This window comes from Leifsonia sp. 2TAF2 (genome assembly GCF_052115085.1).
Lineage (GTDB): Bacteria > Actinomycetota > Actinomycetes > Actinomycetales > Microbacteriaceae > Leifsonia.
Genome location: NZ_JBFRFY010000002.1, coordinates 857,133 through 878,145, shown reverse-complemented (window position 1 = coordinate 878,145; position 21,013 = coordinate 857,133). Strand labels below are relative to the sequence as shown.

Sequence of the window (21,013 nt, the reverse complement as noted above, 5' to 3'; positions counted from 1 at the left end):
CCAACCCTAGGCGATGCGGTCGGCGATCAGCGGGCCGCGCTCGAAGGGGGTCCCCGGCTCCGCGATGCGGTACGCGCCCTCCAGCGCCTCGAACGCGCGCTCGAAGCGGGCGGGCTCGTCGGCGGAGAGGGTGAACAGCGGCTGACCCTTCCGGACCTCGTCCCCGGGCTTCGCGTGCAGGTCGATTCCGGCGGCGTGCTGCACCGGGTCCTGCTTGCGCGCGCGACCGGCTCCGAGGCGCCAAGCGGCGATGCCGAACGGCAGCGCCTGCTGCTCGACCAGGATGCCGTCCTGCTCGGCGACGACGGTGTGCGTCTCCTTCGCGACCGGCAGCGCCGCATCCGGGTCGCCGCCCTGGGCGCGGATGACCTCGCGCCACTTGTCCATCGCCCGGCCGTCCTTCAGCGCGGCCTCGACGTCCTCGTCCGGGCGGCCGGCGAGGGCCAGCATCTCTCGGGCCAGCGCCACGGTCAGCTCGACGATGTCGGCGGGCCCGCCGCCGGCGAGCACCTCGACGGACTCCCGCACCTCGTTCGCGTTTCCGATCGCGAGGCCGAGCGGGACGTTCATGTCGGTGAGCAGCGCGGAGGTCGCGACCCCCGCATCCCGGCCCAGCTCCACCATGGTGCGGGCGAGCTCGCGCGAGCGCTCGATGTCCTTGAGGAACGCGCCGGAGCCGAACTTCACGTCCAGCACCAAGGCGCTCGTCCCCTCCGCGATCTTCTTCGACATGATCGAGGACGCGATGAGCGGAATGGCCTCGACCGTCCCGGTGATGTCGCGCAGCGCGTACAGCTTGCCATCGGCCGGCGCGAGCCCGGAACCGGCGGCGCAGATGACGCCGCCCTCGTTCTGCAGCTGCGCGAACATCTCCGCGTTGCTGAGGTTGGCGCGCCAGCCGGGGATGCTCTCCAGCTTGTCGAGCGTGCCGCCGGTGTGGCCGAGGCCTCGGCCGGAGAGCTGCGGGACGGCGACGCCGAAGGTGGCGACGAGCGGCATCAGCGGGAGGGTGATCTTGTCGCCGACACCGCCGGTGGAGTGCTTGTCGGCGGTCGGCTTGCCCAGTCCCGAGAAGTCCATCCGCTCGCCCGACGCGATCATCGCGAGCGTCAGGTCCTTGATCTCGCGACGCGTCATCCCATTGAGGAAGATCGCCATGGTCATGGCCGACATCTGCTCGTCGCCCACGTAGCCACGCGTGTACGCGTCGATCAGCCAACCGATCTCCGCGGTGCTCAGCTCGCCGCGGTCGCGCTTGGTCCTGATCAGGTCGACGGCGTCGAACGCCTCGACCTCTCCTGCATGATCGGTCACGAGGTGTTCCTGTTCAGTCGTTGTCGTGCTCGGCCGCGTAGGCGGCGAGCTGGCGCGGCCCGAAGGCATCGGGCAGCACCTGGTCGATCGTGCGGATCCCGGAGACGGTCTGCAGCAGCATCCCCTCGGCCGAGTGCTCGTAGAGCAGCTGGCGGCAGCGGCCGCAGGGCATCAGGATGTCGCCGTCGCCGTTCACACAGGTGAAGGCGACGAGGTGGCCACCGCCGGTCATCGCCAGGGACGACACCAGCCCGCACTCGGCGCACAGCGTGACGCCGTAGCTGGCGTTCTCGACGTTGCAGCCGGTGACGATCCGGCCGTCGTCCACCAGCGCCGCGGCGCCCACGGGGAATCCGGAGTACGGGGCGTAGGCGTGCGTCATGGCCACGGTCGCGGCCTCGCGCAGCGCCTCCCAGTCGATCGCGTCGCTCATGACTTGATGTAGGGCTTGCCGTCGGCGGCGGGCGCGCGGGACAGGCCCACGAGTCCGGCCACCGCGAAGATGGTCACGATGTACGGCAGCATCAGCATGAACTCGCTCGGCACGGGCGAGCCGATGATGCTGAGCACGTTCTGCAGGTTCGTCGCGAACCCGAACAGGAGTGCAGCGAGCGTGGCGCGGATCGGGTCCCAGCGGCCGAAGATCACGGCCGCCAGGGCGATGAAGCCCTGACCCGCGGTCATCTCCTTGGAGAACGCGCCGACCGAGCCGAGCGTGTAGTACGCGCCACCGAGGCCGGCTATCGCGCCGGCGAGCGACACGTTCCAGAACCGCGTGCGGTTGACGTTGATGCCGACGGTGTCCGCGGCCTCCGGGTGCTCGCCGACTGACCGGAGGCGCAGGCCCCAGCGGGTCTTGAACAGGCCGAACCAGACCAGGAACACCGCGATGTACATCAGGTACTCGATGATCGACTGGTCGAACAGCACCTTGCCGATGACGGGAATCTCACTGAGCACCGGGATGGGCCAGTTCGGCAGTCGCGGCGGGTGGTTCAGCAGCTGCGGGTTGCCGGCGAGCACCTTCGAGTAGAGGAAGCTCGTGAGTCCGATCACCAGCACGTTGAGCACGACGCCGACGATCACCTGGTCGACCAGGTACTTGATCCCGAACGCGGCCAGCAGGAACGAGACGAGCACGCCCGCGATCATCGCGGCGACCAGTCCGACCACCCAGCTGCCGGTGAGCGTCGCGGTCATCGCCGAGACGAACGCGCCGGCGAGGAGCTGGCCCTCGATCGCCACGTTGACGACACCGCCACGCTCCGAGACGACGCCTCCGAGCGCGCCGAAGACGAGGGGCACCGCGAGGGAGATCGTGCCGAGCAGCAGGCCCGTCACCGGCACCGGGTACGGGCTGCCGGAGTCGGCCCAGGCGAGGAAGGCGATCATGAACAGGAGCGAGAAGACGATGACCAGCCAGATCGGCGTCTTCCGTGCGCGGTACGACAGGTACGCGCTCCACGCCGTGATGGCCAGCAGCAGGATGGTGACGACGGTCGTGGTCACGAAGGTGTCCACGGTGACCGTGGGCAGCTTGATCGCATCCGAGTTCTCCGAGAACCGGAAGGTGCTCTCACCGTGACGGCCGAAACCGAAGAACAGGATCAGGCTGATCAGGACGAAGACGCCGAAGGCGATCGGGGCCTTCCAGGAGCGGATCTCCGCCTTCTCGAGGACGATCGGCGAGGAGTCGGGAACGACGGGGGCGGTGGTGCTCACTTGGCCTCCACCTCCTTCGTGACGATGGGACGCGGTCTCCGGGGCGAACTCCCGGGCGCCGGCAGCCGGAAGATCGCCCGCACGAGCGGCGGGGCCGCTACGAACAGGACGATGAGCGACTGCAGGATGAGGACGATGTCGATCGGGATGTCGTTGGCGGCCTGGATGGTGTAGCCACCGGCCTTGAGGGCTCCGAAGAGCAGGCCGGCGACGAACACGCCTCCGGGCCGCGAACGGCCGAGCAGGGCGACGGTGATCGCGTCGAAGCCGAGGCCCGCATCCACCCCCGAGCTGATGCCCTGCGGGAAGACGCCCAGCGCCTGGCTCGCGCCGGTGATGCCGATCAGGCCACCCGCGATCAGCATGGCGTAGACGTAGATGTTCTTGACGTTGATGCCGGCGACGCGGGCGGCGTTCGGGTTCTCACCGACCGCTCGGAAGCGGAAGCCGAGGCTCGACCGGTTGATCAGCCACCAGACGAAGACGGTCGCGACGATGACGAGGACGAACGCCCACGTCAGGTTGTACTGCTCGCCGAACAGCGGCGGGAAGACGGCGTTGGGGTGGATCGCGGGCGCCTTCGGGTTGTTCGAGCCCGGCGCCTGCAGCAGCCCCTTCGTGCGGAGCATGTACGAGATCAGGTAGAACGCGATGTAGTTGAGCATGATCGTCACGATCACCTCGTGCGCACCGGTCCGTGCCTTCAGCAGCCCGACGATGCCGGCCCAGACCGCTCCGCCGACGATGCCCGCGATCACCGCGAGCACCAGGTGGAGGACGGGGGGCAGGTCGAACGAGAATCCGACCCAGGCCGCAGCTGCGGCGGCGATGAGGATCTGTCCCTGACCACCGATGTTGAACAGGCCGACGCGGAATGCCAGTGCCACACCGAGACCGCTGACGATGAGCGGCGTGGCGAAGGCCAGCGTCTCGGTCAGGGGGCGGATGCCGGCGGAGAACGTCGGCCGGCGGAAGTTGTAGATCGCGCCCTGGAACATGGAGACGTAGGCATTGGACACCGACGACCAGATTGCCGAGAACGTGTCACCCGGGCGGGCGAAGAAGTACCCGGCCGTGCGCTGGACCTCGGGGTCCGTCACCGCGATGAGGACGGCTCCGACGATCAGCGCCAGCACGACGGCGAGGATGGAGATGACCACCGGTCCGCTCATGATCTCGCGGACCGCCTGGTTCCAGCGCGAGGGCTCCTCGTCGTGGCCCGGTGCGGGCGCCGGCTTCCCCGGCTCGACGGGCTGGGCCGGCGCCGTGTCGGTCCCGGTCATGCTGCTGCTCCTGCCTGCTCCGGCGACTCGCCGGCCATCATGAGGCCGAGGACGTCACGCGACGTGTTCCCCGGCACGATTCCTACGATTCCGCCGCGGTACATCACGGCGATGCGGTCGGCGAGCGCGGCCACCTCATCCAGCTCGGTCGAGACGACGATGACGGGCACGCCCGAATCGCGCGTCTCGACGATGCGCTTGTGGACGAACTCGATCGAGCCGACGTCGAGGCCGCGGGTCGGCTGCGCCGCCACGAACAGGCGGAGGTCCCGGCTCAGCTCGCGCGCGAGCACGACCTTCTGAGCGTTGCCGCCCGAGAGACGACCGACCTTGGTGTCGATGGATTGGGTGCGCACGTCGAACTCGTGCACCTTCTCGGTGGCGAAGTCCTTCAAATAGGAGAACTGGATGTTGCCGTTCTTCACGAACGGGTCGCCCGTCGAGCGGTCGAGCATCAGGTTCTCCTGGATGCTGAACTCGCCGACCAGGCCGTCCTCGTTGCGGTCCTCAGGGATGAACCCGACGCCCTCGTCGAGCACCTTGCGGACGCTGTGACCCTGGATGGGCTTGCCCTCGAGCAGGATCTCGCCCTGGACCCGCAGCTGGAGGCCGATGATGGCCTCCGTCAGCTCGGTCTGGCCGTTGCCCTGCACGCCGGCGATGGCGAGGATTTCCCCCGCGCGCACCTCGAAGCTGACGTTGTTGACGACGATCTGCCCGATCGCGTCGATGACCGACAGGTCCTTCACGACCAGCGCGGGCGCACCCGGCGTTGCCGCCTGCTTCTCGACCGTCAGCGACACCGCACGGCCGACCATCATCGAAGCGAGTTCGACGTTGGTCGCGGTGGGTTCGGCCTCGCCGATGACCTTGCCGAGGCGGATGACCGTAATGCGGTCCGCCACCTCGCGCACCTCGCGCAGCTTGTGGGTGATGAAGATGATCGCGGTGCCCTGCTCCTTGAGCTGGCGCATGATCGCCATCAGCTCGTCGGTCTCCTGCGGGGTCAGCACCGCGGTGGGCTCGTCGAAGACGAGCACCTTGGCGTTCTGGGACAGCGCCTTGATGATCTCCACGCGCTGCTGCACGCCGACCGGCAGGTCTTCGACCAGCGCATCCGGGTCGACGTCGAAGCCGAAGCGTGCGGAGATCTCGCGAACCTGCGCGCGGGCCGCGTTCAGGTCGAGGCGGCCGCCGAACTTGGTTTGCTCGTGGCCGAGCATGACGTTCTCGGCGACAGTGAAGACGGGGATCAGCATGAAGTGCTGGTGCACCATCCCGATGCCGGCCTTCATGGCATCACCGGGGCCGGAGAAGCGCTGGACGACGTCGTCCAGCAGGATCTCGCCCTCGTCGGCCTGGTAGAAGCCGTAGAGCACGTTCATCAGGGTGGACTTGCCTGCGCCGTTCTCGCCGAGCAGACAGTGGATCTCGCCGGGTTCGACCGTGAGATCGATGTGGTCGTTGGCGACCAGGGCACCGAACCGCTTGGTGATGCCGCGGAGTTCGAGCTTCATTCGGGTGGGCTTCCTTCTCTACTCGCCCGTGGTGAGCACTGAGTCTGCTTCACGGAGAGGGCGCGCGGGTCGGCTCGTGGCCACGATGCGCATCATCACATTACCTTTTTGCGCATTTGTCAGTGTGTGCACAAACGAGCACGAGGCGCTGGGCGAACGGAACAGGGAGGCCAGCCGTGGCTGACCTCCCCGTCGGATCGTTCTCGTCGCTGGTTACTGCTTGGGCGACGAGGGCGAGGTGACCTTGATCGAGCCGTCGATGATGCCGGCCTTGATCTTGTCCAGCTCGCCCTTCAGGCCCGCGTCGACCTTCGACTCGAAGTCGTGGAACGGTGCGAGGCCCACGCCGTCGTTCTTCAGCGTGCCCACGTACGGGGTGCTGTCGAACTTGCCCTTGGCCGCCTGCGTGACGACATCGTTCGTCGCCGGCTTCATGCCCTTCATGACCGAGGTGAGGAGCAGGTCCTTCACGGTCGGGTCGGACTGGAAGACGTCGGCGTCGACACCGATCATCGCGATCGGCTTGCCCGAGTCCTTGATCGCCTGAGCGGCCGACTGGTAGATCGGACCGCCGACCGGCATGATCACGTCGGCGTTCTGGTCGATGATGCCCTGAGCGGTGTTCTTCGCCGTCTCGTTGGCGTCGAACCCACCGGTGAAGGAGCCGTTCTGCTTGTCGACGTCCCAGCCGACGACCTTGACCGACTTGCCCTTCTGGTCGTTGAAGTACTTCACGCCATCGGCGAAGCCGTCCATGAAGATGGTGACCGTCGGGATCTGCATGCCGCCGAAGGTGCCGACGATGCCGGTCTTCGAGTAGCTCGCGGCGCTGTAGCCGGCGAGGAACGCGGCCTGGGCCGTGTCGAAGATGATCGGCTTGACGTTCTTCGCCTGGATCTCGTTGTCATCGATGATGGCGAAGTTGACGTCCGGGTTCGCCTTCGCGGCCTTCTCCGTCGCGTCCTTGAGAAGGAAGCCGACCGTCACGATGAGGTTGCAGTTCGCGTTGACCATGCTGTCGATGTTCGGAGCGAAGTCGTTCTCGCTCTTCGACTCGGCCTGCTTGTACTTCACGTCGAGCGACTTGGCGGCCTGCTGCAGCCCCTCGTAGCCGAGCTGGTTGAACGAGTGATCGTCGAATCCACCGGAGTCGGAGACCATGCAGGGGGTGAAGTCGCTCTTCGCGGCTCCTCCGGACGAGCTGTCCGACGGGGCAGCCGAGCACGCAGCGAGCAGCGACATGACGCCGATCGCCGCCAGGCCGACGAGGCCGGCCTTACGGGCTGTGATTGTCAAGGTTGTTCCTCCAAGATGCGTTGCCTCCGCGGGTAATCGGGGCAATCTGCGGTTCACGTTACCGAATGTGACGAACCACGCCGTTCGAAAATCCGGCTTCTTCATGCAAGCGTTACAAACGCTCACCCGAATGGCACGTGCTCATTCGAGCAGCGCGTACCCCGTTCGGGAGGGGCGTCAGAGCCAGCCGCGCCGCTTGAAGATCGAGTAGAGCAGGCCGCTCAACCCGACCATCGCGAGGACCGCGAGCGGGTAGCCCAGCGGCCAGCTGAGTTCCGGCATGTGCGTGAAGTTCATCCCGTAAATGCTTGCGATGAGCGTGGGCGCGAACAGGATGGCCGCCCAGGAGGAGATCTTCTTGACCTCCTCGCCCTGACGGTTGCTGGAGTGCGCCAGCCGCGTCATCTCCTCGTTCTGGCGCTCGGACACCAGCGTGGAGTTCACGGTCAGGATGTCGCGCAGCAGGTAGCGGAACCCGTCCACGCGCTCGTTGACCTGTGTGAGGTGGTCCGCCACGTCGCGCAGGCGGCGTTCGAGCTCCTGCGTCACCCCGTACTTCGCCGACCCGCGCTCCAGCGCCAGCATCACCGCCGAGAGGGGATGCGTTGCGCGCTGGAAGTCGATGACCTCGCGCGACAGCTCGTAGATGCGGCGGGAGACCAGGGCGTCGCCGCCGAAGACCTGCGTCTCGATCTCGTCGATGTCGTTCGCAAGGCCCGCGACGACCGGGCTGTACGCATCCACCACCGCGTCGATGATCGCGTAGAGGATGGCCTGCGGGCCGAGGGCGAGCAGCTCGGGCTCCCCTTCCATCCGCTGGCGCACGTGCGACAGGTCGGGCGACTCGCTGTGGCGGACCGTGATGACGAAGTTGCGGCCGACGAAGAGGTGCAGTTCGCCGAAGTCGACCTCTTCCGGCACGTCGAGGTAGTTGGCGGCCTTCAGCACGACGAAGAGGACGGTGTCGTAGCGCTCGAGCTTCGGCCGCTGGTGGGCGACGATGGCGTCCTCGATCGCGAGCGGGTGGAGGTTGAACTCCTCCGACAGCGACAGCAGCTCCTGCTCGGTCGGCCGGTAGAGGCCGATCCAGGCGACCCCGCCCGGCGTGCGGTCGAGCGCCGCGTAGGTCTCCGCCAGGTTCGTCGGGGACGCGACCCGCACTCCGTCCGCGTAGATCGCGCTGTCGACCATGCTGGCCCGCCTGCCCGCAGCAGGGGCCGGCGTTGCGACGGTGGAGGGAGGCTCGACCCGGCGAGTGCGCGTCACGAAGGGCATCGGGATGCCGCGTCGGTTCATGTTGGCCATCGGTCACCTCCAGGGTTCAGAGGACGGGTGCGAGGAGCAGGACTCCGGTGGCCCGCTGGGGCCACCTAACTGTACGCTCGCGAACCCGCGACCGGCTGGACACCGGGCGCGCCGGGCGACGCGGCGTCTGCGACAGCGTTCAGGATGACGCGCTCGTAGTGACGCAGGAGCTCGCCGCAGACGACGTCCCAGCTGCGGCCGAGCACCGCGCGCCGACCCGCCTCCCCCATCCTGCGCCGGAGTGCCCCGTCGCTGACCAGCATCGAAACCGCCGCGCGCAGCGATCGGTCGTCCGATGGGCGGATCAGCAGCCCGTCGACGCCGTGCTCGACCAGGTCGATCGGGCCGCCGGCGCGCGGCGCGACGACCGGGAGGCCGGAGGCGTGCGCCTCCTGCACGGTCTGCCCGAAGGTCTCCTCCGCACCGGTGTGGGCGAACACGTCGAAGGCGGCGTACGCGGCAGCGAGCTCCTCGCCCCCGAGCCGCCCGAGCCAGGTCACCGGGATGCCGCGCAGTTCGCGGGCGACCGCGTCGCGTGACGGACCGTCTCCGACGATCGCCAGCGACACTCCCCCGATCCCTCGCAGCGCGCGAAGTCGCTCCACCTGCTTCTCGGGCGCGATGCGTCCGACGTAACCGACGACCGTCTCGCCGTCGGGCGAGAGCCGTTCTCGGAGCGCCGCCGCAGCCGGCGTCCTCCTCTTATTGGGGTGGTACCGCTCCAGGTCCACACCGCGTCCCCAGCGGGCCACCCTCGTGACGCCGGCGATCCGTAGGTCGTACTCGCTCGCGGCGGAGGGCGCCAGCGTCAGGTCGGCGCCCTGGTGCACCCAGCGGACGTACTTCCAGGCGATGGCGGAGGTCATCCCGAGGCCGTTGCGGCGGGCGAAGCCGGCCACGTCGGTCTGGTAGATCGCGACGGACGGCACACCGAGACGGTTGGCCGCCGCGATCGCCTGCGCTCCGAGCAGGAAGGGGGATGCGGCGTGCAGCACGTCCGGGCGGAAGCCGGCGAGGATGCGCTGCACCTGCGGGCTCGGCAGCCCCACGGGGAACTGCCGGTAGGCGACCGACGGCACCTGGTGGATGCGGAATCCGGCGTACTCGGCCGGCGCCCCCGCATCCGGGCAGACCACGATCGCCTCGTGCCCTTCGGCCGCCAGCTGGTCGAGCACCCGCAGCACGCTCGTCGTGACCCCGTTGACTGTGGGGAGGAAGCTCTCGCTGACCACCGCGACCCGCATGACCTCACGCTAGGAGTCCCCGGTGTCGTGACCGTGAACAACCGGTGTCCGGGACGGCTCGGTATCCTTTCGGCATGACTCAGAAGCGCAGGATCAGCCAGGGCACGCCCATCGAGCGCTTCTACAGCGTGATCCCGGCCGGCGGGATCGGCTCGCGGCTGTGGCCCCTGTCGCGGGCGGACGCGCCCAAGTTCCTGCACGATCTGACGGGATCTGGCCAGACGCTGCTGCGCGACACCTGGGACCGGCTGGCCCCGCTCTCGGGCGAACAGCGCATCATGGTCGTCACCGGGCGCGCCCACCGTCTCGCGGTCGAGCAGCAGCTGCCGGATCTGACCGACCCGAACGTGGTGCTCGAGTCGGAGCCGCGCGACTCCACCGCGGCCATCGGTCTGGCCGCCGCCATCCTGGAGCGCCGGGAGCCCGGGGTCATCATCGGGTCGTTCGCGGCCGACCACGTCATCAACAACCTCCCGCTGTTCCAGTCGGCGGTGCGCGAGGCGGCTGCCGCAGCCGAGGCCGGCTACATCACGACGATCGGCATCCAGCCGACCGAACCCGCGGTCGGCTTCGGCTACATCCACTTCGGCGATCGCCTGGATGTCGCCGGCGCGCCCAGCGCGCTCACGGTCGACTCCTTCAAGGAGAAGCCGGACCTGGCGACGGCCGAGCGGTACGTCGCCGACGGCTCGTACCTCTGGAACGCGAGCATGTTCATCTCCCGCGCCGACCGGCTGCTGGAGGAGATCGGGCGCAACAAGCCGGAGCTGCTGGCGGGCCTCCTGGAGCTCGCCGAGGCCTGGGACGACCCGGCCACCCGCGGGCCCGCCGTCGACCGGATCTGGCCGGGCCTGGAGAAGATCGCGATCGACTACACGGTCGCCGAGCCCGCGGCCGCGGCCGGCCGGCTCGCCGTCATCCCCGGCTACTTCGACTGGGACGACATCGGCGACTTCGCATCGCTCGCCAAGCTGAACTCCGGCGGCCGCAAGTCGGATCTCGCGATCCTCGGCGAGAACGCCCGGGTGCTCTCCGACGCGTCCACCGGGATCGTGGTCAGCCACAGCAACCGGGTGATCAGCCTCATCGGCGTGAAGGACATCGTCGTCGTCGACACGCCTGACGCGCTCCTCGTGACGACGAGCGAGAACGCCCAGCGGGTGAAAGCGGTGGTGGATGCGCTCAAGCTCACCGGCTCCACCGACGTTCTCTGAGCTCGTCCACCTGGCTCAGTCGACGGCCGACGGACCGTTCCGGATCTCGGCGACGAGCTCCGCGACCCTCTCGTCGGAGAGCGCGATGCCGACCTGGTCGAGCCGCTCCCGCAGCAGCGGCTCGGGCTCCTCGGAGTCCCGCAGCTGGACGTCCGCCCGCACCTGCTCGACGATGCCGGCGACCTTCGATTCGTCGCTCGCCTCGGTGCTGCCGTGCATGATCGGTTCGTCCTGTGTCATGCGCTGGACGGTACGCCGCGGGGTCGCTGGCGTACAGGGCGGGTTATCTCGACGTCGAGATAACTGAGGCCACCCTAAGAGGCGTTCGACCCCTCCCCGGCATAGACTTGCGCTGCGCTCACCGCGCCCCGATGAAGCGATTTTGCAACCAGGGAGGGTTGTCCCGTGTCAGACCAAGCGACAGGGACGCTGCAGCCGGCCAAGTCCCGGCCCGGCGGCACTCTGTACCGTGGCCGTGAGGGGATGTGGTCGTGGGTTCTCCACCGCATCACCGGTGTGGCCATCTTCTTCTTCCTTCTCGTCCACATCCTGGACACCTCGCTCATCCGCGTGAGCCCCGAGGCCTACAACGCGGTGATCGGCACCTACAAGAACCCGATCATGGGGCTGGGTGAGATCGCCCTGGTGGCGGCCATCGTCTTCCACGCGTTCAACGGTCTCCGGATCATCGCGATCGACTTCTGGAGCAAGGGCGTCAAGTACCAGAAGGTCATGTTCTGGATCGTCATCGCGCTCTGGGTCATCCTCATGGCCGGCTTCGTTCCGGTGCAGCTGATCCACATCTTCTCGGAGGTGAACTGACGTGACGACCATCGAAGCGCCGCGCACCCCCGCCGCCCGCTCCTCCCGCGGCAAGAACTGGGAGAAGTGGGGCTGGATCTACATGCGGGCCTCGGGCCTCGTGCTCGTGATCCTGATCTTCGGCCACCTGCTCATCAACTTGGTGCTGGGCGAGGGCGTCAAGCAGATCGACTTCGCCTTCGTGGCGGGCAAGTACGCGACGCCGTTCTGGCAGGTCTGGGACCTCCTGATGCTGTGGCTCGCGCTCATCCACGGCGGCAACGGCATGCGCACGCTGATCAACGACTACGCGTACAACCGCACGATCAACCGCATCCTGAAGTGGGCGGTGCTCGCCGCGGTCGTCGTGCTGGTCGTGCTCGGCACGCTCGTGATCTTCACCTTCGACCCGTGCCCCGCGGGTGCTGCGGCGTCCGACCTGCCGTCGTTCTGCCCCGCACGCTGACCAGACCGCATCCTGAACCCTGCGACGAATCGACACGGAAACCCTGTGACAACAGAAGCTACTGAATCCACCGTCATCGACGGCGTCCACTATCACGAGTTCGACATCGTCATCGTCGGCGCCGGCGGCGCCGGGATGCGTGCGGCGATCGAAGCGGGGCCGCACGCCCGCACCGCCGTGATCTCGAAGCTCTACCCCACGCGTTCCCACACCGGAGCGGCGCAGGGCGGCATGGCCGCGGCGCTCGCCAACGTGGAGGAGGACAGCTGGGAGTGGCACACCTTCGACACGGTCAAGGGCGGCGATTACCTGGTCGACCAGGACGCGGCGGAGATCCTCGCCAAGGAGGCCATCGACGCGGTCATCGACCTCGAGAACATGGGCCTGCCGTTCAACCGCACGCCCGAGGGCAAGATCGACCAGCGCCGCTTCGGCGGCCACACCCGCGACCACGGCAAGGCGCCGGTCCGCCGCGCCTGTTACGCCGCGGACCGCACCGGCCACATGATCCTGCAGACGCTGTTCCAGAACTGCGTCCGGCTCGGCATCAACTTCTTCAACGAGTTCTACGTGCTCGACGTCATCATGACCGACGTGGACGGTGTCCCCCAGCCCGCGGGTGTGGTCGCCTACGAGCTCTCCACCGGCGAGCTGCACGTCTTCCACTCGAAGGCGATCATCTTCGCCACCGGCGGCTTCGGCAAGATCTTCAAGACCACCTCCAACGCCCACACCCTTACCGGTGACGGCGTCGGCATCATCTGGCGCAAGGGTCTGCCGCTGGAGGACATGGAGTTCTTCCAGTTCCACCCGACCGGTCTGGCCGGGCTCGGCATCCTGCTCACCGAAGGCGCCCGCGGTGAGGGCGCCATCCTCCGCAACGCCTCGGGCGAGCGGTTCATGGAGCGGTACGCGCCCACCATCAAGGACCTCGCTCCGCGTGACATCGTCGCCCGCTGCATGGTGCAGGAGGTCGCGGAGGGACGCGGCGCCGGCCCGCACAAGGACTACGTGCTGCTCGACTGCACGCACCTGGGCGCCGAGGTGCTGGAGACCAAGCTCCCCGACATCACGGAGTTCGCGCGCACCTACCTCGGCGTCGACCCGGTGGTGGAGCCGGTCCCGGTGATGCCGACCGCGCACTACGCGATGGGCGGCATCCCCACCAACACCGCAGCCGAGGTGCTGCGCGACAACACCACGGTCGTTCCCGGCCTCTACGCCGCCGGCGAGTGCGCCTGCGTCTCGGTGCACGGCTCCAACCGTCTCGGCACCAATTCCCTGCTCGACATCAACGTCTTCGGCAAGCGCGCGGGCAACAACGCGGTGGAGTACGTCAAGACCGCCGAGTTCGTGCCGCTGCCGGAAGACCCCGCGGGCGCTGTGCGCGGCCTGATCGGCGAGCTGCGCTCCTCGACCGGCACCGAGCGCATCGCAGCGATCCGCAAGGAGCTGCAGGACGAGATGGACCGCAACGCCCAGGTGTTCCGCACGGACGAGTCCCTCGCCCAGGTGACCGAGACCATCCACCAGCTGCGCGACCGCTACCGCAACGTGCAGGTGCAGGACAAGGGCAAGCGCTACAACACCGACCTGCTGGAGGCCGTCGAGCTCGGCTTCCTGCTCGACCTCGCCGAGGTCGTCGTCTACTCCGCGCGCAACCGCAAGGAGTCCCGCGGCGGCCACATGCGCGACGACTTCCCGAAGCGCGACGACGAGAACTACATGAAGCACACCATGGCCTACCTCACCGGCGACCCGCACTCGTCGGACGCGGCAGACCACATCACGCTGGATTGGAAGCCCGTCGTCGTGACCCGCTACCAGCCGATGGAGAGGAAGTACTGATGTCGAACGCCGTGCTCGAGACTCCCCCCGCGCCCGAGGCCCCGGTCGAGTCGTTCACCGTCACGCTGATCATCCGCCGGTTCGACCCGGATGTGGACAGCGAGCCGCGCTGGCAGGACTTCGACGTCGAGCTGTACCCGACCGACCGCATCCTCGACGCCCTGCACAAGATCAAGTGGGAGCAGGACGGCTCGCTGACCTTCCGGCGCTCCTGCGCCCACGGCATCTGCGGCTCCGACGCCATGCGCATCAACGGCCGCAACCGGCTCGCCTGCAAGACGCTGATCAAGGACCTCGACATCTCGAAGCCCATCTACGTCGAGGCGATCAAGGGCCTGCCGCTCGAGAAGGACCTCATCGTCGACATGGAGCCCTTCTTCGAGAGCTACCGCGAGGTGCAGCCGTTCCTCGTCGCGAACTCGAAGCCGGAGAAGGGCAAGGAGCGCGTCCAGTCTGTGGCCGACCGCGCCCGGTTCGACGACACCACCAAGTGCATCCTGTGCGCCGCGTGCACGTCGTCCTGCCCCGTGTTCTGGACCGACGGCCAGTACTTCGGCCCGGCCGCCATCGTCAACGCGCACCGGTTCATCTTCGACTCGCGCGACGACAACTCGCAGGTGCGCCTCGACATCCTGAACGACAAGGAGGGCGTGTGGCGCTGCCGCACGACCTTCAACTGCACCGACGCGTGCCCCCGCGGCATCCAGGTGACGCAGGCGATCGCCGAAGTGAAGCAGGCGATCATGCGCGGCAAGCGCTGATCGGTCGCTGACTCGCCGGTACGGCCCGCCCCGCATTGCAGGGCGGGCCGTTCCTGCATCTCCGACCGCCGGGCCCGCTCGCTATCCTGACGGCGTGGCCAAGAAGACCAAGGGCGCCTCGCTCCAGCCGGATCCTGCGCTGCAACGCGCCGAGGGCTCGGTCGAGCCCGAGCCGGAGGAGTCGCTGAAGGAGCGGCTGCTCGAGCGCGCCGATCCGCTGCGTCGGCGGTTGCGCAAGCCGGTCGCACGGGTCTCCCGGTGGGCGAAGTGGGTGCAGTCGTTGCGCCCCTACCGCGTCTACATCAACTTCTCGCATTCCGACGGCAACCTCCGCGCCGCCGGGATGGGGTACCAGTCGCTCTTCGCGGTGTTCGCCGCGATCTGGGTCGGGTTCTCTATCTCGAGCTACTGGCTCGCCGGCAACGACCAGCTGTTCGACGCGCTGGTGACCCTGCTGAACCGCGCCATTCCCGGCCTGATCGCGACCTCGACGTCGCCGGGCATCATCCCCGAGTCGCAGCTGCAGGGTGCGACGTCGTTCGGCTGGACGGGCGTCATCGCGGCGATCGGCCTGATCTGGACCGCGATCGGCTGGCTCTACTACACCCGCCAGGCGGTGCGCGCCGTGTTCGGGCTGAACCGCGACACGACCAACTACGTCCTCCAGAAGATCCGCGACTTCGGTCTGGCGGTCATCTTCGGCGTGCTGTTCGTCGTGTCGGCGGTCATCAGCATCCTCAGTACCCAGACGCTCACCCTACTGCTGGAGCTTGCGGGGCTGAGCTCCGAGTCTGTCTGGACGAACGCCGCCGCCCGGTTCTCCGGCCTGGTCGTCTCGGTCGTCCTCAACATCGTCACCCTGGGCGCGATGTTCCGCATCATGTCGCGGGTCGCCATCCCCTGGCGCAACCTGTTCTTCGGCGTGCTGCTGGGCGCGCTCGTCCTCGCCGGGCTCAGCGCACTCGGCGGACTGCTGTTCGGTGCCGCGTCCACCAGGAATCCGCTGCTGGCGACCTTCACCGTCTTCATCGGGCTGCTGCTCTGGTTCAACCTGATCTCGCGGGTGATCCTGCTCTCCGCATCCTGGATCGCGGTGGGGATGTTCGACCGCGGCATCTCTCCGCGTGCGGTGACCCGGGAGCAGGCGGCGGCGGAGCAGGCCGCAGCGGAGTACGAGGCGCGGGTGCTGGTCTCCCGTTCCGAGCTGCTGCACGCGCAGCAGGAGCTCGACGAGGCGCGGTGGTTCGCCCGCATCCCGGCGCAGCGCCGTGCGGCCCGGGCGGAGCAGCGGCTCAACGACTTGCTCGACGAGGGCGCTGTCGGAAGCCCCCGGTAGGCTGGAGGCATGCCCTCGAGTCGCTTGCGCATCGCCACGATCAATGCCAACGGCATCCGCGCCGCCTTCCGCAAGGGCATGGGCTCCTGGCTCGAGGGGCGCGACGTAGACATCCTCGCGATCCAGGAAGTGCGGGCCTCCTCCGAAGACCTGCAGGCGCTGCTGGGCGACGAGTGGGACATCGTGCACGACCCCGCGACGGCCAAGGGCCGGGCAGGTGTCGCGATCGCCAGTCGCCACCGGGCATCCATCCACCGGGTGGAGCTGGGGCCGTCCGAGTTCGACAGCGCCGGCCGCTGGCTCGAAGCCGACTACGAGGTCGGCGGAACGGTGGTCACCGTCGTCAGCGCATACGTCCACTCGGGCGAGGCCGGTACCGAGAAGCAGACCGAGAAGTACCGCTTCCTCGACGCCATGGAGGCGCGGCTTCCACAGCTCCAGAAGCACAACGAGCTCGCCGTGGTGATGGGCGACCTCAATGTCGGGCACCGCACGCTCGACATCCGCAACTGGAAGGGCAACGTCAAGCGCGCGGGCTTCCTGCCGGAGGAGCGCGCGTACTTCGACCGCATCCTCGGTGCGGAGGACGACCCGGCGTACAACAGCGGAGCGGGGCTCGGCTGGGTGGATGTCGTGCGCAAGCACGCGGGCGAGGTCGACGGCCCGTACACCTGGTGGTCGTGGCGCGGTCAGGCGTTCGACAACGACACCGGCTGGCGCATCGACTACCAGCTCGCCAGCCCCGCACTCGCGGAGCGCGTCACCGGCTACGCGGTCGACCGCGCGGCGGCCTACGACGAGCGATGGTCGGACCACACGCCTGTGGTCGTCGACTACGCACTCTGACGGCCCTCCGCTCCCGCATTCCTATAGATTTCGAAAGCAGAACCATGACCACACTCCCTCGCCTCTACTCCGGCATGCAGCCGTCGGCCGACTCGCTGCACCTCGGCAACTACATCGGCGCGCTTCTGCAATGGAAAGAACTGCAGAGCACCCACGACGCCTTCTTCTCGGTCGTCGACCTGCACGCCATCACGGTCGCGCAGGATCCCGCCGAGCTGCGCGAGAAGACGCGCCGCACCGCGGCCCAGTACATCGCGGCGGGCATCGACCCGTCGGCGTCGACGCTGTACGTGCAGTCGCACGTGCCCGCTCACGCCCAACTGGCCTGGGTGCTGAACACCATCACCGGCTTCGGCGAGGCATCGCGCATGACGCAGTTCAAGGACAAGTCGCAGAAGCAGGGCGCCGACGCGACCTCGGTCGGGCTGTTCGCGTATCCGGTGCTGATGGCCGCGGACATCCTGCTCTACGACACTGAGATCGTGCCCGTCGGCGACGACCAGCGCCAGCACGTCGAGCTGACGCGCGACCTCGCCGAGCGATTCAACAGCCGCTTCGGCCAGACCTTCGTCGTCCCGCAGGCGATGATCCTCAAGGACAGCGCGCGCATCTACGACCTGCAGAATCCCGAGTCGAAGATGTCGAAGTCGGCCGAGTCCGGAGCGGGCATCGTGTGGCTCCTCGACGAGCCCGACGTCACGCGCAAGAAGATCATGCGCGCGGTGACCGACACCGACGGCGTGGTGTCGTTCGACCGCGCGGGCAAGCCCGGCATCTCCAACCTGCTGAGCATCTTCTCGGCGCTGACCGGCCGCTCCATCGAGTCGCTCGAGCTGGAGTTCGAGGGCGAGGGCTACGGCGACTTCAAGAAGGGTCTCGTGGAGGTGGTGGTCGAGGAGTTCGCCCCCATCCGGCAGCGTGCGCTCGACCTGCTCGCCGACCCGGCGGAGCTCGACCGCATCCTCGCGGTCAACGCCGACAGGGCGAGCGAGGTCGCGGAGGCCACTCTGGCGAAGGCGTACGAGCGGGTCGGCCTGCTCCGACGGGCCCGCTGATGCCCGCCCCGGTCGTGCTCGCCGGCGAACGGGTCACGCTGAGCATGCCGACGCAGCGCGACGTGGACCGGATCGCCGAGTTGTGCGCGGACCCCGCGGTCGCGCGGTGGACGACCGTGCCCTCGCCCTACCGCCGTGAGAACGCGGTCGGCTTCGTCACGACCATGGTTCCGGACGGGTGGGCCAGCGGGCGCGAGTGCACGTGGGCGATCCGGACGGACGATGTGCTGGTCGGCATGATCAGCATCGGGGACATCCACGACCACCAGGGCGAGATCGGGTTCTGGCTGGGGGCCGAGGCGCGCGGCCAGGGCGTGATGTCGGAGGCGGCCCGGCTCGTGATCGATTACGGGTTCGCGCCGGCTCCCGACGGGCTGGCGCTGCAGCGGATGGTGTGGCGGGCGCTGGTGGGGAATGCGGCCAGCGCAGCGGTCGCCCGCCGGGCCGGATTCCAGTGGGAGGGCGTCGTGCCGCTCGGCGCTGAGCAGCGCGGCGAGCGATTCGACGAGTGGCGGGGGTTCCTGCACCGCAGCGATCCGCGGGAGCCCGCGAGCGGCTGGCCCGACGTCTCGTTCGTGCAGGCCGCGGTATGACGGCACCGGGCGTCGTGCTGTTCGACCTCGACGACACGCTGTTCGCCCACCGGGCTGCCGTCGAGTCCGGCATCCTGCACTATGCCGAGACCCTCGGCGCGCCGTACGGCGCCTCAGAAGCCGACGAGCTGGTCACGGTGTGGCACGACCTCGAGGAGGAGCACTATCACTCCTATCTCGCCGGCCGACTCGACTTCGAGGGTCAGCGTCGGGCGCGTGCCCGCGACTTCGCCGCGCGGCACGGCGTCGCGTTGAGCGAGGACGAGGCGAGCGCCTGGTTCGCCGACTACTTCGAGCACTACGTCGCCGCGTGGTCGCTGCACGACGACGCCGTCCCCGCGCTCGACGCGCTCAAGGCCGCGATCCCGGGCGTCCGCTTCGGCCTCATCACCAACGGCGACCTGGCCTTCCAGCGCCGCAAGGTGGAGGCGGTCGGCCTGGATGCGCGCATGGAGCACCTGATCGCCTCCGGCGAGGTCGGCGTGGCCAAGCCCGACGCCGCGATCTTCCGCGTCGCGTGCGACACCTTCGGAGTGCGCCCGGACCAGGCCGCCTACGTCGGAGACCGCCTGCGGACGGACGCGATCGGTGCCGCCCGCGCGGGCCTCACGGGCGTCTGGCTGAACCGGCGGAACGCCGTCCCCTCCCCCGAAGACGAACTCGACGCCCTGACCTCTCACGTCCACACCATCCCGTCCCTCGCCGACCTCCCGCCGCTACTGACGTCGAGTTGACGCAACACGCCGTCGGCGGCCTTGCCCGGACGGCGTGTCGTGTCAACTCGGCGGGGGCGGAACGCCGGGAACGGCGAAGCGCCGCCCGGCGGTGCCGGGCGGCGCTTCGTGGAGGTGGCGTCAGGCGTTGCGCACGTCGTCGTCCACCCAGTCGAACGTCTTCGTGACGGCCTTCTTCCAGAGGCGCAGCTGACGCTCGCGCTCCTCGGGGTCCATGTTCGGCGTCCAGCGGCTGTCCTCCTGCCAGTTCTTGCGCAGGTCGTCGAGGTCCGACCAGAAGCCGACCGCGAGGCCCGCTGCGTACGCGGCGCCGAGCGCGGTGGTCTCCGCGACGACGGGGCGAACGACGGGCACACCGAGGATGTCGGCCTGGAACTGCATGAGCAGGTTGTTGGCGATCATTCCGCCGTCGACCTTCAGCTCCTGCAAGTCGACGCCGGAGTCGGCGTTGACCGCGTCCAGCACCTCGCGCGTCTGGAAGGCCGTGGCCTCCAGGACCGCGCGGGCGATGTGACCCTTGTTGACGTAGCGGGTGAGGCCCACGAGGGCGCCACGCGCATCCGCCCGCCAGTACGGCGCGAACAGACCCGAGAACGCCGGCACGAAGTACGCACCGCCGTTGTCGTCGACGGACTTGGCGAGGTCCTCGATCTCCGGCGCGCTGGAAATGATCCCCAGGTTGTCGCGCAGCCACTGCACCAGCGAACCGGTGACGGCGATCGAGCCCTCCAGCGCGTAGTGCGGCGCCTCATCGCCCAGCTTGTAGCCGAGCGTGGTCAGAAGACCGTTCTTGGAGTGGACGATCTCCTCACCCGTGTTGAAGATGAGGAAGTTGCCGGTGCCGTAGGTGTTCTTGGACTCGCCCGGATCGAAGGCCGCCTGCCCGAACGTCGCGGCCTGCTGGTCGCCGAGGATGCCCGCGACGGGAACCTCTCGCAGCAGGCTGGACGACTCGACCTGGCCGTAGACCTCGGAGGAGCTCTTGATCTCCGGGAGCATCGACTTCGGAACACCGAACGCTTCGAGGATGTCGTCGCGCCACGTGAGCGTCTCGAGGTCCATGAACATGGTGCGGGATGCGTTGGTCACGTCCGTGACGTGCACGCCGCCGTCCGGGCCACCGGTCAGGTTCCAGAGCACCCAGGCGTCCGTGTTGCCGAACAGCAGGTCGCCCGCCTCGGCACGCTCGCGCGCCCCCTCGACGTTCTCCAGGATCCAGGTGATCTTGGTGCCCGAGAAGTAGGTCGCCAGCGGGAGGCCGACGATCGACTTGAACCGCTCGACACCGCCGTCGGCCGCCAGGCGGTCCACGATCGGCTGCGTGCGGGTGTCCTGCCAGACGATGGCGTTGTAGACGGGCTCACCGGTGTTCTTGTCCCAGACCACCGCGGTCTCGCGCTGGTTGGTGATGCCGACGGCCGCGATGTCGTGGCGGGTCAGGTCGGCCTTTGAGAGCGCCTGCCCGATCACCTCGCGGGTGTTGTTCCAGATCTCGACCGGATTGTGTTCGACCCATCCGGCCTTCGGGAAGATCTGCTCGTGCTCCAGCTGCCCGGACGAGACGATCGACCCGGACTTGTCGAAGATGATCGCACGGGTGCTGGTCGTGCCCTGATCGATGGCGACGACGTAGTCAGCCATAGGTAACTCCTTTGTTCTTTGGGGGCGGAACGGGGAG

Annotated in this window: 20 protein-coding genes; 10 read left to right on the top strand and 10 right to left on the bottom strand. The window is 68.3% G+C overall.

Annotation, left to right across the window (positions count from 1 at the left end):
• Window positions 1-6: 6 nt before the first annotated feature.
• The 8 genes from AB4Z18_RS16390 to AB4Z18_RS16355 form a co-directional block, all read right to left on the bottom strand.
• On the bottom strand, window positions 7-1,314 hold the full coding sequence (locus AB4Z18_RS16390; protein ID WP_441783800.1) for a thymidine phosphorylase: 1,308 nt from the start codon (window positions 1,312-1,314) through the stop codon (window positions 7-9).
• Between the two features lie 13 nt (window positions 1,315-1,327).
• Window positions 1,328-1,747, bottom strand: coding sequence for a cytidine deaminase (locus AB4Z18_RS16385; protein ID WP_441783799.1), 420 nt, complete (start codon window positions 1,745-1,747; stop codon window positions 1,328-1,330).
• Complete coding sequence (locus AB4Z18_RS16380) at window positions 1,744-3,036, bottom strand: ABC transporter permease (RefSeq protein WP_441783798.1); 1,293 nt, start codon at window positions 3,034-3,036, stop codon at window positions 1,744-1,746. The genes AB4Z18_RS16385 and AB4Z18_RS16380 overlap by 4 nt, the downstream gene beginning before the upstream one ends.
• Window positions 3,033-4,319 carry an ABC transporter permease gene (locus AB4Z18_RS16375; protein ID WP_441783797.1) on the bottom strand — a complete coding sequence of 429 codons (1,287 nt, stop codon included), beginning with the start codon at window positions 4,317-4,319 and terminating at the stop codon, window positions 3,033-3,035. Before AB4Z18_RS16375 ends, AB4Z18_RS16380 begins: the two co-directional genes overlap by 4 nt.
• Window positions 4,316-5,836, bottom strand: coding sequence for an ABC transporter ATP-binding protein (locus AB4Z18_RS16370; RefSeq protein ID WP_441783796.1), 1,521 nt, complete (start codon window positions 5,834-5,836; stop codon window positions 4,316-4,318). Before AB4Z18_RS16370 ends, AB4Z18_RS16375 begins: the two co-directional genes overlap by 4 nt.
• Before the next feature lie 213 nt (window positions 5,837-6,049).
• Entirely contained in the window at window positions 6,050-7,132 is a 1,083-nt protein-coding gene (locus tag AB4Z18_RS16365) for a BMP family lipoprotein (protein WP_441783795.1), read from the bottom strand.
• Between the two features lie 177 nt (window positions 7,133-7,309).
• Window positions 7,310-8,437 carry a magnesium and cobalt transport protein CorA gene (locus AB4Z18_RS16360; protein WP_441783794.1) on the bottom strand — a complete coding sequence of 376 codons (1,128 nt, stop codon included), beginning with the start codon at window positions 8,435-8,437 and terminating at the stop codon, window positions 7,310-7,312.
• Between the two features lie 65 nt (window positions 8,438-8,502).
• Entirely contained in the window at window positions 8,503-9,681 is a 1,179-nt protein-coding gene (locus AB4Z18_RS16355) for a glycosyltransferase family 4 protein (protein ID WP_441783793.1), read from the bottom strand.
• A gap of 74 nt (window positions 9,682-9,755) precedes the next feature.
• Here AB4Z18_RS16355 and AB4Z18_RS16350 point away from each other — a divergent pair, with 74 nt between their 5' ends.
• A complete protein-coding gene (locus AB4Z18_RS16350) occupies window positions 9,756-10,895 on the top strand; it encodes a mannose-1-phosphate guanylyltransferase (RefSeq protein ID WP_441783792.1) in 1,140 nt (379 codons plus the stop codon).
• A gap of 15 nt (window positions 10,896-10,910) precedes the next feature.
• On the opposite strand, the gene AB4Z18_RS16345 is transcribed toward AB4Z18_RS16350, so the two are convergent.
• Entirely contained in the window at window positions 10,911-11,135 is a 225-nt protein-coding gene (locus AB4Z18_RS16345; RefSeq protein ID WP_441783791.1) for a hypothetical protein, read from the bottom strand.
• A 189-nt stretch (window positions 11,136-11,324) separates the two neighbouring features.
• Here AB4Z18_RS16345 and sdhC point away from each other — a divergent pair, with 189 nt between their 5' ends.
• The 9 genes from sdhC (at window position 11,325) to AB4Z18_RS16300 (ending at window position 19,335) form a co-directional block, all read left to right on the top strand.
• Entirely contained in the window at window positions 11,325-11,717 is a 393-nt protein-coding gene (gene sdhC, locus AB4Z18_RS16340; protein WP_441784020.1) for a succinate dehydrogenase, cytochrome b556 subunit, read from the top strand.
• Window position 11,718: 1 nt separating this feature from the next.
• Complete coding sequence (locus AB4Z18_RS16335) at window positions 11,719-12,162, top strand: succinate dehydrogenase hydrophobic membrane anchor subunit (RefSeq protein WP_441783790.1); 444 nt, start codon at window positions 11,719-11,721, stop codon at window positions 12,160-12,162.
• A 45-nt stretch (window positions 12,163-12,207) separates the two neighbouring features.
• Entirely contained in the window at window positions 12,208-14,010 is a 1,803-nt protein-coding gene (gene sdhA, locus AB4Z18_RS16330) for a succinate dehydrogenase flavoprotein subunit (RefSeq protein ID WP_441783789.1), read from the top strand.
• The gene (locus AB4Z18_RS16325; protein WP_441783788.1) at window positions 14,010-14,771 is read left to right on the top strand and encodes a succinate dehydrogenase iron-sulfur subunit; all 762 of its coding nucleotides are present in this window, start codon (window positions 14,010-14,012) and stop codon (window positions 14,769-14,771) included. Before sdhA ends, AB4Z18_RS16325 begins: the two co-directional genes overlap by 1 nt.
• A 94-nt stretch (window positions 14,772-14,865) precedes the next feature.
• Entirely contained in the window at window positions 14,866-16,107 is a 1,242-nt protein-coding gene (locus tag AB4Z18_RS16320; RefSeq protein ID WP_441783787.1) for a YihY/virulence factor BrkB family protein, read from the top strand.
• A 9-nt stretch (window positions 16,108-16,116) separates the two neighbouring features.
• The gene (locus tag AB4Z18_RS16315; protein ID WP_441783786.1) at window positions 16,117-16,953 is read left to right on the top strand and encodes an exodeoxyribonuclease III; all 837 of its coding nucleotides are present in this window, start codon (window positions 16,117-16,119) and stop codon (window positions 16,951-16,953) included.
• Between the two features lie 44 nt (window positions 16,954-16,997).
• Entirely contained in the window at window positions 16,998-18,008 is a 1,011-nt protein-coding gene (gene trpS, locus AB4Z18_RS16310) for a tryptophan--tRNA ligase (RefSeq protein ID WP_441783785.1), read from the top strand.
• Entirely contained in the window at window positions 18,008-18,601 is a 594-nt protein-coding gene (locus tag AB4Z18_RS16305) for a GNAT family N-acetyltransferase (protein WP_441783784.1), read from the top strand. The genes trpS and AB4Z18_RS16305 overlap by 1 nt, the downstream gene beginning before the upstream one ends.
• Complete coding sequence (locus AB4Z18_RS16300; protein ID WP_441783783.1) at window positions 18,598-19,335, top strand: HAD family hydrolase; 738 nt, start codon at window positions 18,598-18,600, stop codon at window positions 19,333-19,335. The genes AB4Z18_RS16305 and AB4Z18_RS16300 overlap by 4 nt, the downstream gene beginning before the upstream one ends.
• Window positions 19,336-19,455: 120 nt before the next feature.
• On the opposite strand, the gene glpK is transcribed toward AB4Z18_RS16300, so the two are convergent.
• Entirely contained in the window at window positions 19,456-20,976 is a 1,521-nt protein-coding gene (gene glpK, locus AB4Z18_RS16295; protein WP_441783782.1) for a glycerol kinase GlpK, read from the bottom strand.
• Window positions 20,977-21,013: the final 37 nt, after the last annotated feature.